Consider the following 14,094-nt stretch of genomic DNA (forward strand, 5'->3'; position numbering starts at 1 on the left):
TCCGGGGACACCCGAAAGTGTTTAGATAAACCCCGTTGGCCTAAGTCTTATGTACTTCTTATATATTGGTTCTGACTAATTGTCAACATTTTTTTTGCAATTTTCTTTATTTTTATTTACTGCCCAAAAACTACCCCAAACTTATTTTACGAATGAATTAGAAAATCCGAAAACGCAGACCTGACAAGCGCACCCGGCAGGAATCGAACCAGCAGCCTGCTGATTAGAGTTTAGAATGCTTTTGGAAATTATATAGGTATTTGCCGATTAAATCAAGCTCGATGTTGACCCGCTGGCCGACCCGAAGCAAGCGCAGGTTGGTGCTGGCCAGGGTGTGGGGGATGATCTCCACCGCAAACCAGGACTCGCTGACTTCGGCGACGGTCAGGCTGACGCCGTTCAGGGCCACCGAGCCCCGTTCCACGATGAACTTTCGCCACTCCCTGTCGAGGAAAGAGAAATCGAAGCGTGAGTTCTGGTCGCCCTTGTTCAGTGCGCGCACCCGGACCGTGCCGTCGATGTGGCCGCTGACCAGGTGCCCGCCCAAAAGGCCGTTCGGTGTCACCGGGAACTCGATGTTCAGAAGCGCGCCGAGGGGCAGGTCGCCCAGGTTGGCGAGGCGCAAGGTGGGCGCTGCCAGGTTGAAGCGCAGCAGGTCGTTGTTTTTTTCTATCAGGGTCAGGCAGACGCCGTTGACGGCCAACGAGTCACCCACGGCGAGCGGCTTGTCCAAGGCGGCGCGGACGGTCAGGATGGGCTGGTTCTTTTTTTCCAGCTTGACCAGGGCGGCGGTGGCTGCGATCAGGCCGGTGAACATGAGGGAAAACCTCGCAGGATATGCCCCGCCGTCAATTCGATTTGTTCGCAAGCTGCCAGGCGCAGCGCCTGCGCCAGGCTGGCGCTCCCCGATTCATAGAGCTGCACCGAGGCCTTGCCGCCGATGAGGCGCCGGGAGATAAAGAGAATGACCTCGTCGAACAATCGCTGCCTGATGAAGGAATCGATGGTTTTTCCCCCGCCCTCGACCAGGACGGAAGCGATGCCGATGCGCTGGAGCGTCGCCAGCACCTCGCCCAAGATCAAGCCTTCGCTGTTTTCATTGACGAAAAAATGGCGGGGGACCTTCTGCGTCCGGTCGGCCGCCTTGCGGGAGCTGAAAATGATCAGCGGGAACTGCTCCTGCTCCTGGAAAACATGGAGGCGTTGCGAAAGGGAATTTTGTGTGTCGAGGACCACCCGGTAAAGGACCTTGTTGTTCCAGCCGGGCTCGCGCAGCGTCAGGCGCGGGTTGTCGGCAACGACGGTGTTGCGGCCGGCCAGAATGGCCGAAAACTCCCCGCGCAGGCTGTGGGACAACTGCCGCGATTCCGCTTCCGTGATCCAGCGCGAATGGCCGTTTTTGTCGGTCAGCTTGCCGTCAAGCGAGACTCCGGCATGGATGGCGACATAAGGCATCCGGGCCTTGACCGCTTTCAAATAGTGGCGGTTGATATGGGCGGCCCAATCGGGGCAGACTCCGCTGCACACCTCGATGTCGCTGTGGCGGAGCCGCTCCATGCCGCGGCCGTTGACCAGGGGATTGGGATCGCCGATGGCCGCGACCACGCGGCTTACTTTTTTGGCGATGATCAATTCGCTGCAAGGGGGCGTTTTGCCGAAATGGGAGCAGGGCTCCAGGGTTAGGTACAACGTCGTTCCGGGGACATGCACGTTTTCCAGGGCCATGGCTTCGGCGTGCGCTCGGCCATATGCCCGATGATAGCCGGTGGACACTATTTTGCCGTTTTTGACCACCACGGCGCCGACCATCGGGTTCGGCTCGGTACGGCCCATGCCCAGCAGGCTCAATTTCAAGGCGATTTTCATGAATTTTTCGTCTTCTTTTTGCCGGCGCGACAGGGAAACGGTTCTCGTTTTCATGGTCGGAGCAGCGACTCCACGAAATCTTTTTCCGAAAATTCCCAAAGATCCTCGGCGGCCTCACCGATCCCGGCGTAGCGCACCGGCAGCCCCAGGCGGTCGGCGATGCTGATGACCGTGCCGCCCTTGGCCGTGCCGTCCAGCTTGGCCAGCAGCAAACCGTTGATTGCGGAGAACTCGCTGAACTTTTCCGCCTGCGCCAGCGCGTTCTGGCCGGTGGAAGCGTCCAGGACCAGCCAGGTTTCGGCCGGCTGCAGCGGAGAAAACTTCTTGATGATCTTGACTATTTTCTGGAGCTCGCGCATCAGGTTTTCCTTGCTTTGCATGCGGCCGGCGGTATCGATGATCAGTAGGTCGAAATCCTTGTTCTGCCAGGACTGCATGCTGTTGAACACCACCGAGCCGGGATCGGCCCCTCGTTCTTCGCACACGACCGGGATGGACAATTTTTGTCCCCATAAAGCCAGCTGCGTGGCGCCGGCGGCGCGGAAGGTGTCGGCGGCGGCCATGAGGACCTTTTTCCCCCGCAGCTGGAAATAACGGGCCAATTTGGCGGCGCTGGTGGTCTTGCCGCTGCCATTGACTCCGACCAGCAAGATGACATTCTTGCCGTCGCCGTCCAGGACCGGGAGCCGGGGATGGGGAAATACAGTCAGCAATTCCCCCTTGAGCGCGTCAAGGCAATCTTGCTTGGGCGACGCGCGGCTGGTTTTTTTCCTCAGGCCGGCCATGATGCGGCCGACGACCGGCAGCGAAATATCGGCCAGGATCAGGAGCTCCTCGAGTTCGCTCAAGGTTTCCTCGTAATCCTTCGCGGACGCGGACGCGAAAAGCGAGGCGATTTTTGCATGCCAGGCCGTCTTGATGAGTCCCTTGAACGCCATGGAGGCATTATAATTGAAGCGTTGGCCCTTTTCAAATCGGCTGGCAGCCGCAGTGGATTTATCGGATGCCGGGACTAGAAGAAACCCACCACCAGCCCGACCAGGCCCGAGATCGCGTTCGTCCAGATGTCGTTGCTGTCAACCACCCGGTTGTGGAAAAAAACCTGCAGCAGCTCAAAGGCGAAGGCGGCGACGAAAAGGATGATGAGCGGCATGGGGGAAGATCCCTTTTTATTCTCCCGGCTCAGCAACATGCCCAGGATAAAGAATTCGGCGATGTGCAGGAAATTGGCGAAAAAGACCTTGTTCAGGAATATTCTTCTCTGAAAAAGAAAATAGAAGATGATGGCTGCGGCTAGGAGCACGGCGCTGATGTCCAGGGTTTTCCCGGTCTTGAGCGCCTTGAAGAGGGCCAGGGCAAAAAAAGCCGCCAGGATTCCCAGCAGGACATAATTGATGAAGTTGAAGCTCCTGATACTGACCAGCAGGTTTTTGAGCTGAACATGGAAGGGCAGCGTCACCAGCAGAGCCAGGATGTAAAGCAAGGAAAACTTGAACTTTTTCAACCCGGTTCCTTTTCGGCGCTGGGCGCGGTTGTCTTTTCAATGACCTTGGCTTTGATTTCCTCGAACAGGGTCGGATTTTCCTCAAACAGCTTGCGCACCGCTTCCTTGCCCTGGCCCAGACGGTTCTCGTTGTAGGAATACCAGGCCCCGGTCTTGCTTATTATTTCATAAAGAACTCCCAGCTCGATGATGTCGCTCTCCTTGGAAAAACCCCTGCCGTAATAGAGGTCGGTTTCCACCTCCTTGAAAGGCGGGGCCATTTTATTCTTGACAATCTTGATTCTTACCCGGTTGCCGACGACATCGGTTCCTTCCTTGATGGCCATGGTTCTTTTGATCTCAATGCGCATGGAGGCGTAGAATTTCAGCGCCCGGCCGCCGGTGGTGACTTCGGGATTGCCGACGAACATGCCGATCTTTTCGCGCAGCTGGTTGATAAAAACGAAGGTGGTTTTCGAGCGGGCGACGATGGCGGTCAGTTTCCTCAGCGCCTGGCTCATCAGCCTGGCCTGGAGTCCCATGTGGCTGTCGCCCATGTCTCCTTCCAATTCGGCTTTGGGCACCAGGGCGGCCACGCTGTCCACAACAATAATGTCGACGCCTCCCGAACGGACCAGAATCTCGGCGATCTCCAGCGCCTGTTCGCCCCAATCGGGCTGGGCAATGTACAGTTCGTCGATATTTACCCCAAGTTTCTGGGCGTACAGGGGGTCGAGGGCATGCTCGGCGTCGATGAATGCGGCGTAGCCTCCCGCTTTTTGGGCCTCGGCGATGGCGTGCAGGGCCAGCGTGGTTTTTCCCGATCCTTCCGGTCCGTAGACCTCGATGACCCGGCCGCGCGGATAGCCGCCGATGCCGGTGATGATGTCCAGGGCGATGCAGCCGGAGGAGATGGCGGGGATCTGCACCACTTCTTTTCCTCCCAGTTTCATGATCGAGCCCTTGCCGAATTGCTTTTCGATCTGCGATACGGCATTGTTCAGGGCGGTTGTCTTGTTGGTGTTTTCAGCCATGGAATCCTCCTTGCTGGCGATGGTTTATTGTATCAGGAATGGTCGGTAATTAAAAGTGCTTGCGTGTGTAGGGAACGCAAATTTGCGTTCCCTACGAATGAAATTCCCGGTCATTTTCATAATGATAAAAGGGTTATTTTTAGCCCTTTTTTCGCGAACAATTTGAAATGGTGGTCCATGGTGAGGATCTCCGCGCAGCCGGCGTTGACGAAGGAGCTGATGATGAACGCGTCAAATGCGGGCATGCCGGTCGTTTGCGCCACTTGGCCCGCCTGCAAGGCGGCAGCAGTGGTTATGGGCACGACTTCTACGGCTTTGGCGATATCTTCCAGAACGGTGGGCCAGGTTTTTAAATCGCCTTTTAGCAGTCTTTTTTTAAGTTCATAAAAGCAAAGAACCGAAGTAAGGAGTTCACGGTTCTCCCAAGCCTCCACCGCGGCCGAATGGCCGGCGGCCAGGGCATAGAAATAACTGGTGTCAATCCCGGTCAGCATCGGCTTTCGTCCTTTCGCGATGGAGCGTTTCCCAGTCTGCGGGCGCGATGGCCTGGCGGATGTGCGCCATGATCCGCTTCCTGGCATCGGTCATTTCGTTGCTCCTGAGGTATTCCTCCACGGCGCGGCTGATGATCCGCGAGACGGGGATGTCCCCGGAGCTGGCCCTGGCGCGCACCGCCTCCAGGACTTCTTTCTTCAGGTAAAAGCTCACTGCCGGCATTTTTTTCTCCACTAATATAATATCATAATATGATATGATTTTCAACAAAAAAATGCGCATGTTAAATAAAGTACTTGGTTGACGGTAGACGGTGTACGGTTGACGGAAAGAAAAAGGAGTTATGCGAAATTCCAAACTCCAAATACCAAATCCCAAATAAGCACCAAGCACCAATGACCAAAATCGTATGCAATTGAAAGAGGTTTTTTGTGAATTTCGAAAAGGTGATTTCGTTTGGATCATTGGAATTTGGAGCTTGGAATTTGTTTGGAAATTGGTGCTTGGGATTTCGTGCTTATTTCCTCACCGTAAACCGTTTGCCGTGTACCGTAAACCTAGCTACTTTCCCAGGTATTCGATCTTGTCAAACTCCTCGTCCTGTTTGTGATAGGTCTCGATCAATTCCTTCAGCGAGTTCAGCAAATGGATGATGTCGTTTTCGATCTCCTTCCTTTTAAACTGGAGGCTGTTGATCTCTTCCTTGATGGCCATTTGCCTGGTGAAGGCGTGCTTGACGATCTCTTCCGATTTCATCTCGGCGTCCTTGATGATCAGTTCGGCCTCTTTATGGGAGTTGATCTTGATCTCGCTGGAGAATTTCTGGGCGGCGATCAGGGTGTCGCGCAGGAGCTCCTCTTTTTTTTCGATCTTGGCCAGGCTTTCGCGCAGCTTCTCCATTTTCGTTTTCAGGGCTTCCTTTTCCTGGATTTCGCTCTCCATGGTTTCCACGATCTGCTGCAAAAAGTTCTTGACCTCGTCGGGATTGTAGCCCTTGAATTTTTTTGAAAAAACCTGGTTCAGAATTTCCTGGGGCGTTAATTTCATGACTCCTCCTTGTCCGCGCTGGCCCGGGTTCCGTTTTTCATCCGTTGCGCTTGCCGAACAGCGCCGTGCCGATGCGGACGATGGTCGCTCCCTCTTCGACGGCCACTTCGTAGTCGTGGCTCATGCCCATGGAGAGGTGCGAAATTTTGAGATTGGCAATGGCCATCTGGTTGATCTCATCTTTCAATTCGCGCAGCCGCGAAAAATAAGGCCTGACCTTTTCCGTATCCTCGAAATAGGGGGGGACGGCCATCAGGCCGGTGATGACCGTTTTGTTCAGGTTGGCGAGATAGGACAGCGCTTTTTTCAGCCCGTCGATGGTGAAACCCGATTTGTTTTTTTCTTCAGCGATATTGATCTCGATGAACAGCTCGACCGGCGTGTCGACCCGTTTGTGAATGTGTTCCAGCGACTTCACGCCGTCGACCGATTCGATCAGCTGAAAGGCAGTAAGTAGTTTGTTGATCTTGTTTTTCTGCAGCTTGCCGATGAAGTGCCAGACGATAGCGCTGTCGGCAAGCTGGCGCATGTGGTGTTCGGCTTCCTGAACTTTGTTTTCCCCCAGGAGACGGACACCCAGGTCGCAGACCTGCCTGATCCGAGTCACGCCCTGGTCCTTGCAAACGGCCACGATCTGGACTTGACCGGGGTCCCTTTTTACCCGCAGGCAGGCTTTTTCGATGTTTTGCCTGATCCGTTCAAGGTTTTCCTTGATGGCCATTGCTTTCGTTTAACCCCTTTCTGTTCAAATGGGCCTTGTACAATCCCCAGACATAAACCAACGCGCTGATGGCCATGCCATGGGCGCCGACGTATTTGGACCAAAAAAGAAAAATGAAGAGGCACAACAGGAAGGCGATGATGGCGGCCCCCTGCATACCGTGGCCCTTGCGCGGATTTTTCAGGATATGGGAATGAGTCTCATCGACGGCTCCGGCGCAGTGCAGGCAGATCTTGTATCCCGGGTCGAATTCCTGGACATGGCCGCAGGCGGGGCATTGGACGTTCATGGCCGTTTCATCCCCGTGCCTGGCAGGGCCAAATTTAATTTCATTCGCTGCTCAAGGCCAAGCGGAAGCCGATGATATTGAGCCGGCTCTCGGGGTTCTCCTGGCTGCGGTTGCCCGAGCGGATCTGCTCGGCGCCGTTGCTCCAGGCGCCGCCGCGCACCACCCGCTCCGTCCCCTCCTCCGGACCCTGGGGGTCGCTGTCGGCCGAGTTCGCGTAATAATCGTCGGCATACCAGTCGGCCAGCCACTCCCAGACGTTGCCGGCCATGTCCAGCACCCCGTAGGGCGATGCGCCTAACGGGTATGAACCCACGGAGCTGGTTTTCATGAGCTCCTTGTCGAAATTGGCCAGCTTGTTTGTCGGTTTGGCGTCCCCCCAGGGGTAGAGGTCGCGGGCCGCTTTTTCCCACTCGGCCTCGGTCGGCAGGCGGAAGGCGAGCCCAGTCTTTTTCCTCAGCCAGGCGCAGAAATCGCTGGCCTCTTTCCAGGAAACGTAGATTGCCGGCCGCTCGGTGCGGCCCCAGCCCTCGTCGTCGGGCTTGGCCAGTCCCGTTTCCTGGCAAAACGCGTCGAACTGGGTAAAAGTGACCTCGGTCTTGCCGAGCCAGAAACCCGAAACGAAGACCTTGTGGGCCGGGTGTTCGTCGGCATCGCCGCTCTTGGCCGGCGAACCGATGGTGAATTCTCCCTCCGGGATGTAGATCATGACGATGTTCCTGGGAAACACCGCTTCCCAGGAGCCCTTGTCGTTCTGGCGGATCTTGTCGGCCTTGCCCTTGACTTTTAGCAGGAAAGGTTCATTTATTTTTGCCTCCTGGCTGGTGCTCGGCTGAGTCGCCGCCGGCTTGGCCACTTCGCGTGCCGGTTTGCCGGTGGTTGTTTTTTCGGTTTTGGCCCCGGCCGCTTCCGTTCCGCCGTTCAAGGCCAGGCGGAAGCCGATGATATTGAGCCGGCTCTCGGGGTTCTCCTGGCTGCGGTTGCCCGAGCGGATCAGGTCGGCGCCGTTGCTCCAGGCGCCGCCGCGCACGACTCGCTCCGTCCCCTCCTCCGGACCCTGGGGGTCGCTGTCGGCCGAGTTCGCGTAATAATCGGCGTCATACCAGTCGGCCAACCACTCCCAGACGTTGCCGGCCATGTCCAGCACCCCGTAGGGCGATGCGCCTAACGGGTAGGATCCCACGGAGCTGGTTTTCATGAGCTCCTTGTCGAAATTGGCCAATTCGCTTGTCGGTTTTGCGTCCCCCCAGGGGAAGCGGTCGCTGGCCGCTTTTTCCCACTCGGCTTCTGTCGGCAGGCGGAAGGCGAGCCCAGTCTTTTTCCTCAGCCAGGCGCAAAAATCATTGGCTTCTTTCCAGGAAACGTAGATCACCGGGCGTTCTCTGCGGCCCCAGCCCTCGTCGTCGGGCTTGGCCAGTCCCGTTTCCTGGCAAAAAGCGTCGAACTGGGCAAAGGTGACCTCGGTCTTGCCGATCCAATAACCCGAAACAAAGACCTTGTGGACCGGGTGCTCGTCGGCGTCGCCGTCTTTGTCTGGCGAACCGATGGAGAATTTTCCCTCCGGGATGTAGATCATGACGATGTTCCGGGAAAACACCGCTTCCCAGTAGCCCTTGTCGTTCTGGCGGATCTTGTCGGCTTTGCCGGCAATTTTCTGCAGGAAAGGTTCGCTGTACTTGACCGTCGGCGTGCCGGTCTTGGCCACGGCCGGCTTGGTCTCGGCCGGTTTTGTTTCGGCTGGCGTCTGTTTGTCCGTTTCGGTCCGGCCCAGCATAGCATCGAGCTGTTTGCGCACATCCTTCAATTCCTTGCTTTTTTCCACCAGCAGCGCATCGATCTCCTGGGGATATTTTTCGGCCATGGGCGTCAGCCGGCTCTGGATTTCAGCGCTGCCTTCGGGATAGACGCGCAAACCTTCCACCAGGTAAAGGAAAGCGAATTTCACATCGTCTTTTTCATAATTGGCATCGGCTTTTTCGAGATAGTCGTTGAATTTCCCTTTTCGCTCACTCAGGTCGATCTGCATCTGCATTTCGTTGCATTTTTCTTTGGCTATCAGGTTGCCGGGCGCGAGGGCCAAGGCTTTCTGATAGTGCTGCAGAGCGATCTTGGCATTTCCCTCCTCAGCTTCGCGGTCACCCTGCTCCAGATACCAGTCGGCATTTTCCGCCGGCTTTTCCGGAATGTTGATTTCGGTTTTGGGTTCTGTTTTGGATTCGGCTTTGAGTTCGGCTTTCGTATCGACCGGCAGCAGGTCCTGATCAAAAACGACATAGCGGGCGTCTTCGGGATTCAACCCCTTGCCGATTTCGATCAGCACCTCGGCGGTCCGGGGCGATGCTTTTTTTACGGTGAAGATGCCTATGTTAATGGTGTATTCCCCGCTGGGTTCCTTGTAGACGGCTTTGACGATCCCCTTCATCCCGGTCGCTACTCCATCCGACGTGCCGCGATCGATGGTCAGCAGCAGGTCTTTATGGGCGATGACGTTGGCGATGGTGCCGGCCGGCAAAAGCGAAGATGCAAAAAACAGCGCAAAAAAAATGAGGGCTAATTTTTTCATTGCACACTCCTCTATGTCACTCATTCAAGCATATTTCATTTTTTTTTGCAATAGAATCCCCCTCTGGGAATTCATTTGCCGATGCGGTTGAAATGGCCTTGCGGCCAAGCTAATTTTATTTCTTGATTTTGTCTTTCAGCGCCTTTCCAGCGACGAATTTTGGCACCCGGGCAGCCTTGATCTGAATCTTCTGGCCGGTTTTGGGATTCACTCCGGCCCGAGCCTTGCGATCGGCCACTTTGAATGTGCCGAAACCGACCAGCGTGACCGAGCCTTTTTTCTTGAGCTCGGCCGTGATGGCCGCGATGGTGCCATTGATGGCTTTTTCCATGTCTGACACTTTCAGATTGGCTTTGCCGGCAACGGCTTTGATCAGTTCATTTTTGTTCATGGGATAACTCTCCTTGAATTGAATTGTAAAAAATAAAAAAATAAAAATCAAGTTGCATAAAAAAAACTTCGATTGTATGATGGGCCCATGGTCAACCGGCCGGAGAAGGAAGCGTATTACTTGAACATCGCCGAAGTGGTTTCCCAGCGCTCCACCTGCCTCAAGGTGCTCATCGGCGCCATCATCGTCAAGGGAGACCAGATCATCGCCACCGGCTATGTCGGCGCGCCGCGGCATACGCGCAGTTCACTCGAGCACGGTTTCTGCTTGCGCCAAAAACTGCATATTCCTTCGGGCACGCAGTACGAGTTGTGCCGTTCGGTTCATGCCGAGCAGAACGCGATCATCAACTCCGCCCGGGCCGGGGTCAGCCTGTTTGGCGGCGACATGTACATTTTCGGCAGCGGACGCGACCAGGGTGAGGTCGTCTTTGCTTTTCCCTGTTTCATCTGCAAGAAAATGATCATCAACGCCGGTTTGGACCGCGTGATCGTTTCGCTGCCCGGGAAGGAGCGCTTTAAGATTTTCAGGGTTGACGACTGGGTCAAGGAGTGGCAGGAGCAGGATATCCTTGAAGACAGCGTCCGCTACGGGCAGTCGGGATGAAAGCGACGGCGGGGCCGGGGTGGCGCATCGGGCTGACCGGGCGCATGGCTTCGGGCAAGGGGGAAGCGGTCCGTATCTTGAAGGACTATGGTTTCCAGTACATCTCCCTTTCCGATATCGTCCGCCGCGAGGCGGCCAAGCTCGGCCCCGCCCTCAACCGCGGCCAGATGCAGGATCTCGGCAACCGCCTGCGCCGGGACGGTGGCGCCGGCATCCTGGGGAAAATGGTGCGCGAGCACATCGAGGCCGCCCAGCCGTCGCCCTGGGTGATTGACGGTATCCGCAATCCGACCGAAGTGGCGGAGTTGAAAAAGATGGACCGCTTCTTCCTGGTCGGCATCGACAGCGCCGTGGAGACGATCCTGGCCAGGATGAAGCGGCGCAAACGCGCGACCGACGCGGTCGGCGAAGCGGAGCTGCGGGCGGCTCTGGCGCGCGAGTGGGGCGTCGGCGAGCCCGCAGGCGGGCAGCAGGTCGGGCCGACGATGGCCCTGGCCGATTTCACCATCGCCAACGAGGGTCCTTTGCCGGAACTCAAGATTGCGCTGGACGCGGTTTTGAGACAAATTGGAGTCGGGCATGTCTAAAAAAAACATGGCGGTTTATCCGGGATCGTACGACCCCTTGACCAACGGGCATATTGACATCATCGAACGCGGCCTGAAGATCTTTGAAAAGATCGTCGTGGCGGTCCTGAAAAACCCGGCCAAGACCTATCTGTTCAATCTCGAGGAAAGGTGCGGGATCGTGCGTGACGTTTTCAAGGACGAGTCAAGGATCGAGATCGCCCATTTCGAGGGGCTGCTGGTCGATTTTGTCAAGGAGCGGGGCATCACGACCATCGTCCGCGGTTTGCGGGCCATTTCCGATTTCGAGATCGAGTTCCAAATGGCCCTGATGAACCGCAAGATTGAACCGCGCATCGAGACGATATTTTTCGTCCCCTCGGAAACCTATTCCTTTTTGAGCTCCAAGCTGGTCAAGGAGATTTACCTGCTGGGCGGCGAGGTACCCTCCATGCTGCCGGCGATCGTCGACCGCAAGCTGAAGGAGAGGTACCGCCCCGGTTCGTAAAGCGCGTCCCGTCCGCGCTCAGTGCAAAAAAGGCAGGATGCTTTTCCAGCCGTTGGGCAGGGTCTTGGCGATATCGTTCAGGATGACGAAGCCCATCAGTACGATCAGGAAGGAAAAACCGATATAGATCAACACGGTTTTCAGCTTCTGGTTCAGATCGCGGCGGATGATCGCTTCGACGACGAAGATAAGCAGGTGGCCGCCGTCAAGGCCAGGAATGGGAAAGAGATTGACGATTCCCAGCTGCAGGGAAATGAAGGCGATGAGCATGAAAAAATTACTGAAGCCGCTTATCAGCATCTGCTGGGAGACGCGGGCGATCTCGATTGGTCCGGAAAGATTTTTAACCGAAATTTTACGCTGGATAATCTTTTTAAAAGCGTTGAAGGTCAGGAGCGTCAGTCGGCCGGCTTCCTGGAAACTGTTTTGTATGGCGGCGATCAAGCCGTAGCGGATTTGCGTGGTAGCGATTTTGGCGTTGAAGCCGATGAGGCCAACGCCGCTTTCATCCACCGGTGCGAGTTGGCAGAAAAGAGTGCGTCCGCCCCGGGTGTAGGTCAAATGCAGCATTTTTCCAGGCGCCTGGTGGATGATGTCGGCCAGTTCGAAATAATTGCTTATCGGCTGGCCATCGATCGCGGTGATGATGTCGCCGGGCTGCAAGCCCGCTTTGGCGGCCGGGTAGTTTTTGATGAGCTGGCCAATTTCGGCTGGCAACTGCCAGTAAAATCCGGCATAACCGATTTCATAGCGGCTGCTGCTGGCAACGTTCAGGCTGGTGGTCAACGGCTTGCCCAGGCGCGAAAAATCGATCTTCAGGCTTTCCTTGGGATTGGTGCCAATGGTGATTTCGACTTCCTTCCAATTGACTGTTTTTCTGCTGTTGATGGCCAGCAGCGTATCGCCGGGCAGCAAACCCGCTTTTTCCGCCGGCGAACCCTTCTCAATATAGCCGATGACGGGTTGTTGCAGTTTGTAGGCATCGATTTTCACCCCGCCCAGGTTGACGAGGAAGATCAGCAGCAGGGCGAGCACCACGTTCATGGTCGGGCCCATCAGCAGGGTGAAAATCTTCTGCGCCCGGTTCTTGGCCAGAAATTCGTCCGGCTTCGGATTTTTTGGGTCGAATTCCTCCTCGCCGGCCATGCGCACGTAGCCGCCCAGGGGAAACAGGCTGAGGCGGAAATCGGTTTCGCCCACTTTTTTACCCAGGAGCCGCTTGCCGAAGCCGAATGAAAATACCTCCACCCGGATCTTCATCAGCCGGGCGGCGACGTAGTGGCCGAATTCATGGACCAGAACGATGATGCCCAGCACGAACAGGAATGTCAAAATTTGATAGAGAACGTTCATTTCATTACCTCGGTTTCGATGTGTTCGACGGTTTTGAGCCGGGCCCGGGAGATCGTCTCCTGGATGTCGGCAAGGGTTTGCGCCGGCCGGAAATCCCATCCTTCCAGCATATGGCCGACCACGGAGAAGATTTGGGCAAACGAGATCCTGCCGGCCAGAAAATACTCCACGGCCGTTTCGTTGGCTGAGTTGAACACGGCTCCGGCATCCTGTCCCTGCGTGAGCACATCGTAGGCCAGGGCGATGGATGGGAAGCGGCGCCGGTCGACTTTAAAAAATTCAAGCGGCGGTATCCGCGTCAAATCCAAATCAGGCCAATGGCCGTCAATGCGGCCGGGATGACTGAGGGAGTAGAGAATCGGCAATTTCATGTCGGGAACTCCCAGCTGGGCCAGGACGGCGGAGTCCACGAATTCGACCATGGAATGGACGATGCTCTGGGGATGGATCAGGACCTCGATCTGCTCCGGGGGCAATTTGAACAGGTGGTGGGCTTCAATGATCTCCAGGGCTTTGTTCATTAGGGTGGCCGAATCGATGCTGATCTTCTTTCCCATGGACCAGGTGGGATGGGCCAGGGCCTCCTCCACCCCGATGGCGGCAAAATCCCTTCGCCCGTCCCTGAAAAACGGTCCGCCCGAAGCGGTCAGGATCACCCGGCGCACGTGCTCGCGCGGGCGCGAGGCCAGGCATTGGAAGATGGCGCTCTGCTCGCTGTCGATGGGGATGATTTCCGCACGCGAGGCGTTCAGCTCGCGGTTGATCAGTTCTCCGGCCACCACCAGGGTTTCCTTGTTGGCTAGGCAGAGCCTCATGTTCAGGCGGATGGCCTGCAGCGTTGCCGCCAGGGCGGTCGTGCCGGTGACGGCGGCGACCACGTAATCGATTCCCGGTTGGGAAACGATTTCAAGCAGCCCTTCCTCGCCAAAAAAGATTTTTTTGCCGGGATGTTGTTCGCTCAGTTCCAGGGCGTGTTTCTTGGATTTGACGCAGAGCAGCGGCGGATCGAACTCGGCGACCTGCTGGCCGAGCAATTGGCTGTTGGCGCCCGCCGCCAGCCCGAGCAGGCGGAAAAATTGCCTGTTTTCGCGCAGAACGGCCAGGGTGTTACGTCCGATCGAACCGGTGGATCCAAGCAGCACGATGTTTTTTACCATGCGCATACGACGGGCTCT

The 14,094-nt window shown here is 56.3% G+C and carries 17 protein-coding genes; 3 read left to right on the forward strand and 14 right to left on the reverse strand.

What is annotated here, in order from left to right:
• Positions 1-223: 223 nt before the first annotated feature.
• The 12 genes from ribE to NTW95_13850 all read right to left on the reverse strand — a co-directional run bounded on the left by ribE (position 224) and on the right by NTW95_13850 (position 9,886).
• Complete coding sequence (ribE, locus tag NTW95_13795) at positions 224-817, reverse strand: riboflavin synthase (GenBank protein MCX6558480.1); 594 nt, start codon at positions 815-817, stop codon at positions 224-226.
• Positions 802-1,920, reverse strand: a complete 1,119-nt coding sequence (gene ribD / locus NTW95_13800) for a bifunctional diaminohydroxyphosphoribosylaminopyrimidine deaminase/5-amino-6-(5-phosphoribosylamino)uracil reductase RibD (protein ID MCX6558481.1) — start codon at positions 1,918-1,920, stop codon at positions 802-804. Before ribD ends, ribE begins: the two co-directional genes overlap by 16 nt.
• Complete coding sequence (gene ftsY / locus NTW95_13805) at positions 1,917-2,804, reverse strand: signal recognition particle-docking protein FtsY (protein MCX6558482.1); 888 nt, start codon at positions 2,802-2,804, stop codon at positions 1,917-1,919. The genes ribD and ftsY overlap by 4 nt, the downstream gene beginning before the upstream one ends.
• A 74-nt stretch (positions 2,805-2,878) precedes the next feature.
• Positions 2,879-3,370 (reverse strand): VanZ family protein, encoded by a 492-nt coding sequence (locus NTW95_13810; GenBank protein ID MCX6558483.1) that lies wholly within the window; start codon positions 3,368-3,370, stop codon positions 2,879-2,881.
• Positions 3,367-4,383 carry a recombinase RecA gene (gene recA / locus NTW95_13815; GenBank protein ID MCX6558484.1) on the reverse strand — a complete coding sequence of 339 codons (1,017 nt, stop codon included), beginning with the start codon at positions 4,381-4,383 and terminating at the stop codon, positions 3,367-3,369. Before recA ends, NTW95_13810 begins: the two co-directional genes overlap by 4 nt.
• A 116-nt stretch (positions 4,384-4,499) precedes the next feature.
• Positions 4,500-4,877, reverse strand: coding sequence for a type II toxin-antitoxin system VapC family toxin (locus NTW95_13820; GenBank protein MCX6558485.1), 378 nt, complete (start codon positions 4,875-4,877; stop codon positions 4,500-4,502).
• Positions 4,861-5,100, reverse strand: a complete 240-nt coding sequence (locus NTW95_13825) for a hypothetical protein (protein MCX6558486.1) — start codon at positions 5,098-5,100, stop codon at positions 4,861-4,863. The genes NTW95_13820 and NTW95_13825 overlap by 17 nt, the downstream gene beginning before the upstream one ends.
• 339 nt (positions 5,101-5,439) lie before the next feature.
• On the reverse strand, positions 5,440-5,925 hold the full coding sequence (locus NTW95_13830; protein ID MCX6558487.1) for a DivIVA domain-containing protein: 486 nt from the start codon (positions 5,923-5,925) through the stop codon (positions 5,440-5,442).
• A 37-nt stretch (positions 5,926-5,962) separates the two neighbouring features.
• Entirely contained in the window at positions 5,963-6,646 is a 684-nt protein-coding gene (locus tag NTW95_13835; protein MCX6558488.1) for a YggS family pyridoxal phosphate-dependent enzyme, read from the reverse strand.
• Entirely contained in the window at positions 6,624-6,935 is a 312-nt protein-coding gene (locus NTW95_13840; GenBank protein MCX6558489.1) for a hypothetical protein, read from the reverse strand. The genes NTW95_13835 and NTW95_13840 overlap by 23 nt, the downstream gene beginning before the upstream one ends.
• A 40-nt stretch (positions 6,936-6,975) precedes the next feature.
• Positions 6,976-9,495, reverse strand: coding sequence for a formylglycine-generating enzyme family protein (locus NTW95_13845; GenBank protein ID MCX6558490.1), 2,520 nt, complete (start codon positions 9,493-9,495; stop codon positions 6,976-6,978).
• Positions 9,496-9,610: 115 nt separating this feature from the next.
• Positions 9,611-9,886 (reverse strand): HU family DNA-binding protein, encoded by a 276-nt coding sequence (locus NTW95_13850; protein ID MCX6558491.1) that lies wholly within the window; start codon positions 9,884-9,886, stop codon positions 9,611-9,613.
• Positions 9,887-9,973: 87 nt separating this feature from the next.
• On the opposite strand from NTW95_13850, the gene NTW95_13855 reads away from it, so the two are divergent.
• The 3 genes from NTW95_13855 to coaD are packed head-to-tail and all read left to right on the forward strand — an operon-like array spanning position 9,974 to position 11,566.
• Positions 9,974-10,492 carry a dCMP deaminase family protein gene (locus NTW95_13855; protein MCX6558492.1) on the forward strand — a complete coding sequence of 173 codons (519 nt, stop codon included), beginning with the start codon at positions 9,974-9,976 and terminating at the stop codon, positions 10,490-10,492.
• Positions 10,489-11,079: an AAA family ATPase gene (locus NTW95_13860; GenBank protein MCX6558493.1), complete on the forward strand. Its 591-nt coding sequence runs from the start codon at positions 10,489-10,491 to the stop codon at positions 11,077-11,079. Before NTW95_13855 ends, NTW95_13860 begins: the two co-directional genes overlap by 4 nt.
• Positions 11,072-11,566, forward strand: a complete 495-nt coding sequence (gene coaD / locus NTW95_13865; protein MCX6558494.1) for a pantetheine-phosphate adenylyltransferase — start codon at positions 11,072-11,074, stop codon at positions 11,564-11,566. The genes NTW95_13860 and coaD overlap by 8 nt, the downstream gene beginning before the upstream one ends.
• A gap of 18 nt (positions 11,567-11,584) precedes the next feature.
• Here coaD and rseP read toward each other — a convergent pair whose 3' ends face one another.
• Positions 11,585-12,919 carry an RIP metalloprotease RseP gene (gene rseP / locus NTW95_13870; protein ID MCX6558495.1) on the reverse strand — a complete coding sequence of 445 codons (1,335 nt, stop codon included), beginning with the start codon at positions 12,917-12,919 and terminating at the stop codon, positions 11,585-11,587.
• Positions 12,916-14,082: a 1-deoxy-D-xylulose-5-phosphate reductoisomerase gene (dxr, locus tag NTW95_13875; GenBank protein MCX6558496.1), complete on the reverse strand. Its 1,167-nt coding sequence runs from the start codon at positions 14,080-14,082 to the stop codon at positions 12,916-12,918. Before dxr ends, rseP begins: the two co-directional genes overlap by 4 nt.
• Positions 14,083-14,094 lie beyond the last annotated feature (12 nt).

The sequence above is a fragment of the Candidatus Aminicenantes bacterium genome (assembly GCA_026393795.1).
Lineage (GTDB): Bacteria > Acidobacteriota > Aminicenantia > UBA2199 > UBA2199 > UBA2199.

Coding starts and splice junctions, on each gene's coding strand:
- ribE (MCX6558480.1), bottom strand. CDS start 817: ATGTTCACCGGCCTGATCGCAGCCACCGCCGCCCTGGTCAAGCTGGAA.
- ribD (MCX6558481.1), bottom strand. CDS start 1,920: ATGAAAACGAGAACCGTTTCCCTGTCGCGCCGGCAAAAAGAAGACGAA.
- ftsY (MCX6558482.1), bottom strand. CDS start 2,804: ATGGCGTTCAAGGGACTCATCAAGACGGCCTGGCATGCAAAAATCGCC.
- recA (MCX6558484.1), bottom strand. CDS start 4,383: ATGGCTGAAAACACCAACAAGACAACCGCCCTGAACAATGCCGTATCG.
- NTW95_13820 (MCX6558485.1), bottom strand. CDS start 4,877: ATGCTGACCGGGATTGACACCAGTTATTTCTATGCCCTGGCCGCCGGC.
- NTW95_13825 (MCX6558486.1), bottom strand. CDS start 5,100: ATGCCGGCAGTGAGCTTTTACCTGAAGAAAGAAGTCCTGGAGGCGGTG.
- NTW95_13830 (MCX6558487.1), bottom strand. CDS start 5,925: ATGAAATTAACGCCCCAGGAAATTCTGAACCAGGTTTTTTCAAAAAAA.
- NTW95_13835 (MCX6558488.1), bottom strand. CDS start 6,646: ATGGCCATCAAGGAAAACCTTGAACGGATCAGGCAAAACATCGAAAAA.
- NTW95_13840 (MCX6558489.1), bottom strand. CDS start 6,935: ATGAACGTCCAATGCCCCGCCTGCGGCCATGTCCAGGAATTCGACCCG.
- NTW95_13845 (MCX6558490.1), bottom strand. CDS start 9,495: ATGAAAAAATTAGCCCTCATTTTTTTTGCGCTGTTTTTTGCATCTTCG.
- NTW95_13850 (MCX6558491.1), bottom strand. CDS start 9,886: ATGAACAAAAATGAACTGATCAAAGCCGTTGCCGGCAAAGCCAATCTG.
- NTW95_13855 (MCX6558492.1), top strand. CDS start 9,974: ATGGTCAACCGGCCGGAGAAGGAAGCGTATTACTTGAACATCGCCGAA.
- NTW95_13860 (MCX6558493.1), top strand. CDS start 10,489: ATGAAAGCGACGGCGGGGCCGGGGTGGCGCATCGGGCTGACCGGGCGC.
- coaD (MCX6558494.1), top strand. CDS start 11,072: ATGTCTAAAAAAAACATGGCGGTTTATCCGGGATCGTACGACCCCTTG.
- rseP (MCX6558495.1), bottom strand. CDS start 12,919: ATGAACGTTCTCTATCAAATTTTGACATTCCTGTTCGTGCTGGGCATC.
- dxr (MCX6558496.1), bottom strand. CDS start 14,082: ATGCGCATGGTAAAAAACATCGTGCTGCTTGGATCCACCGGTTCGATC.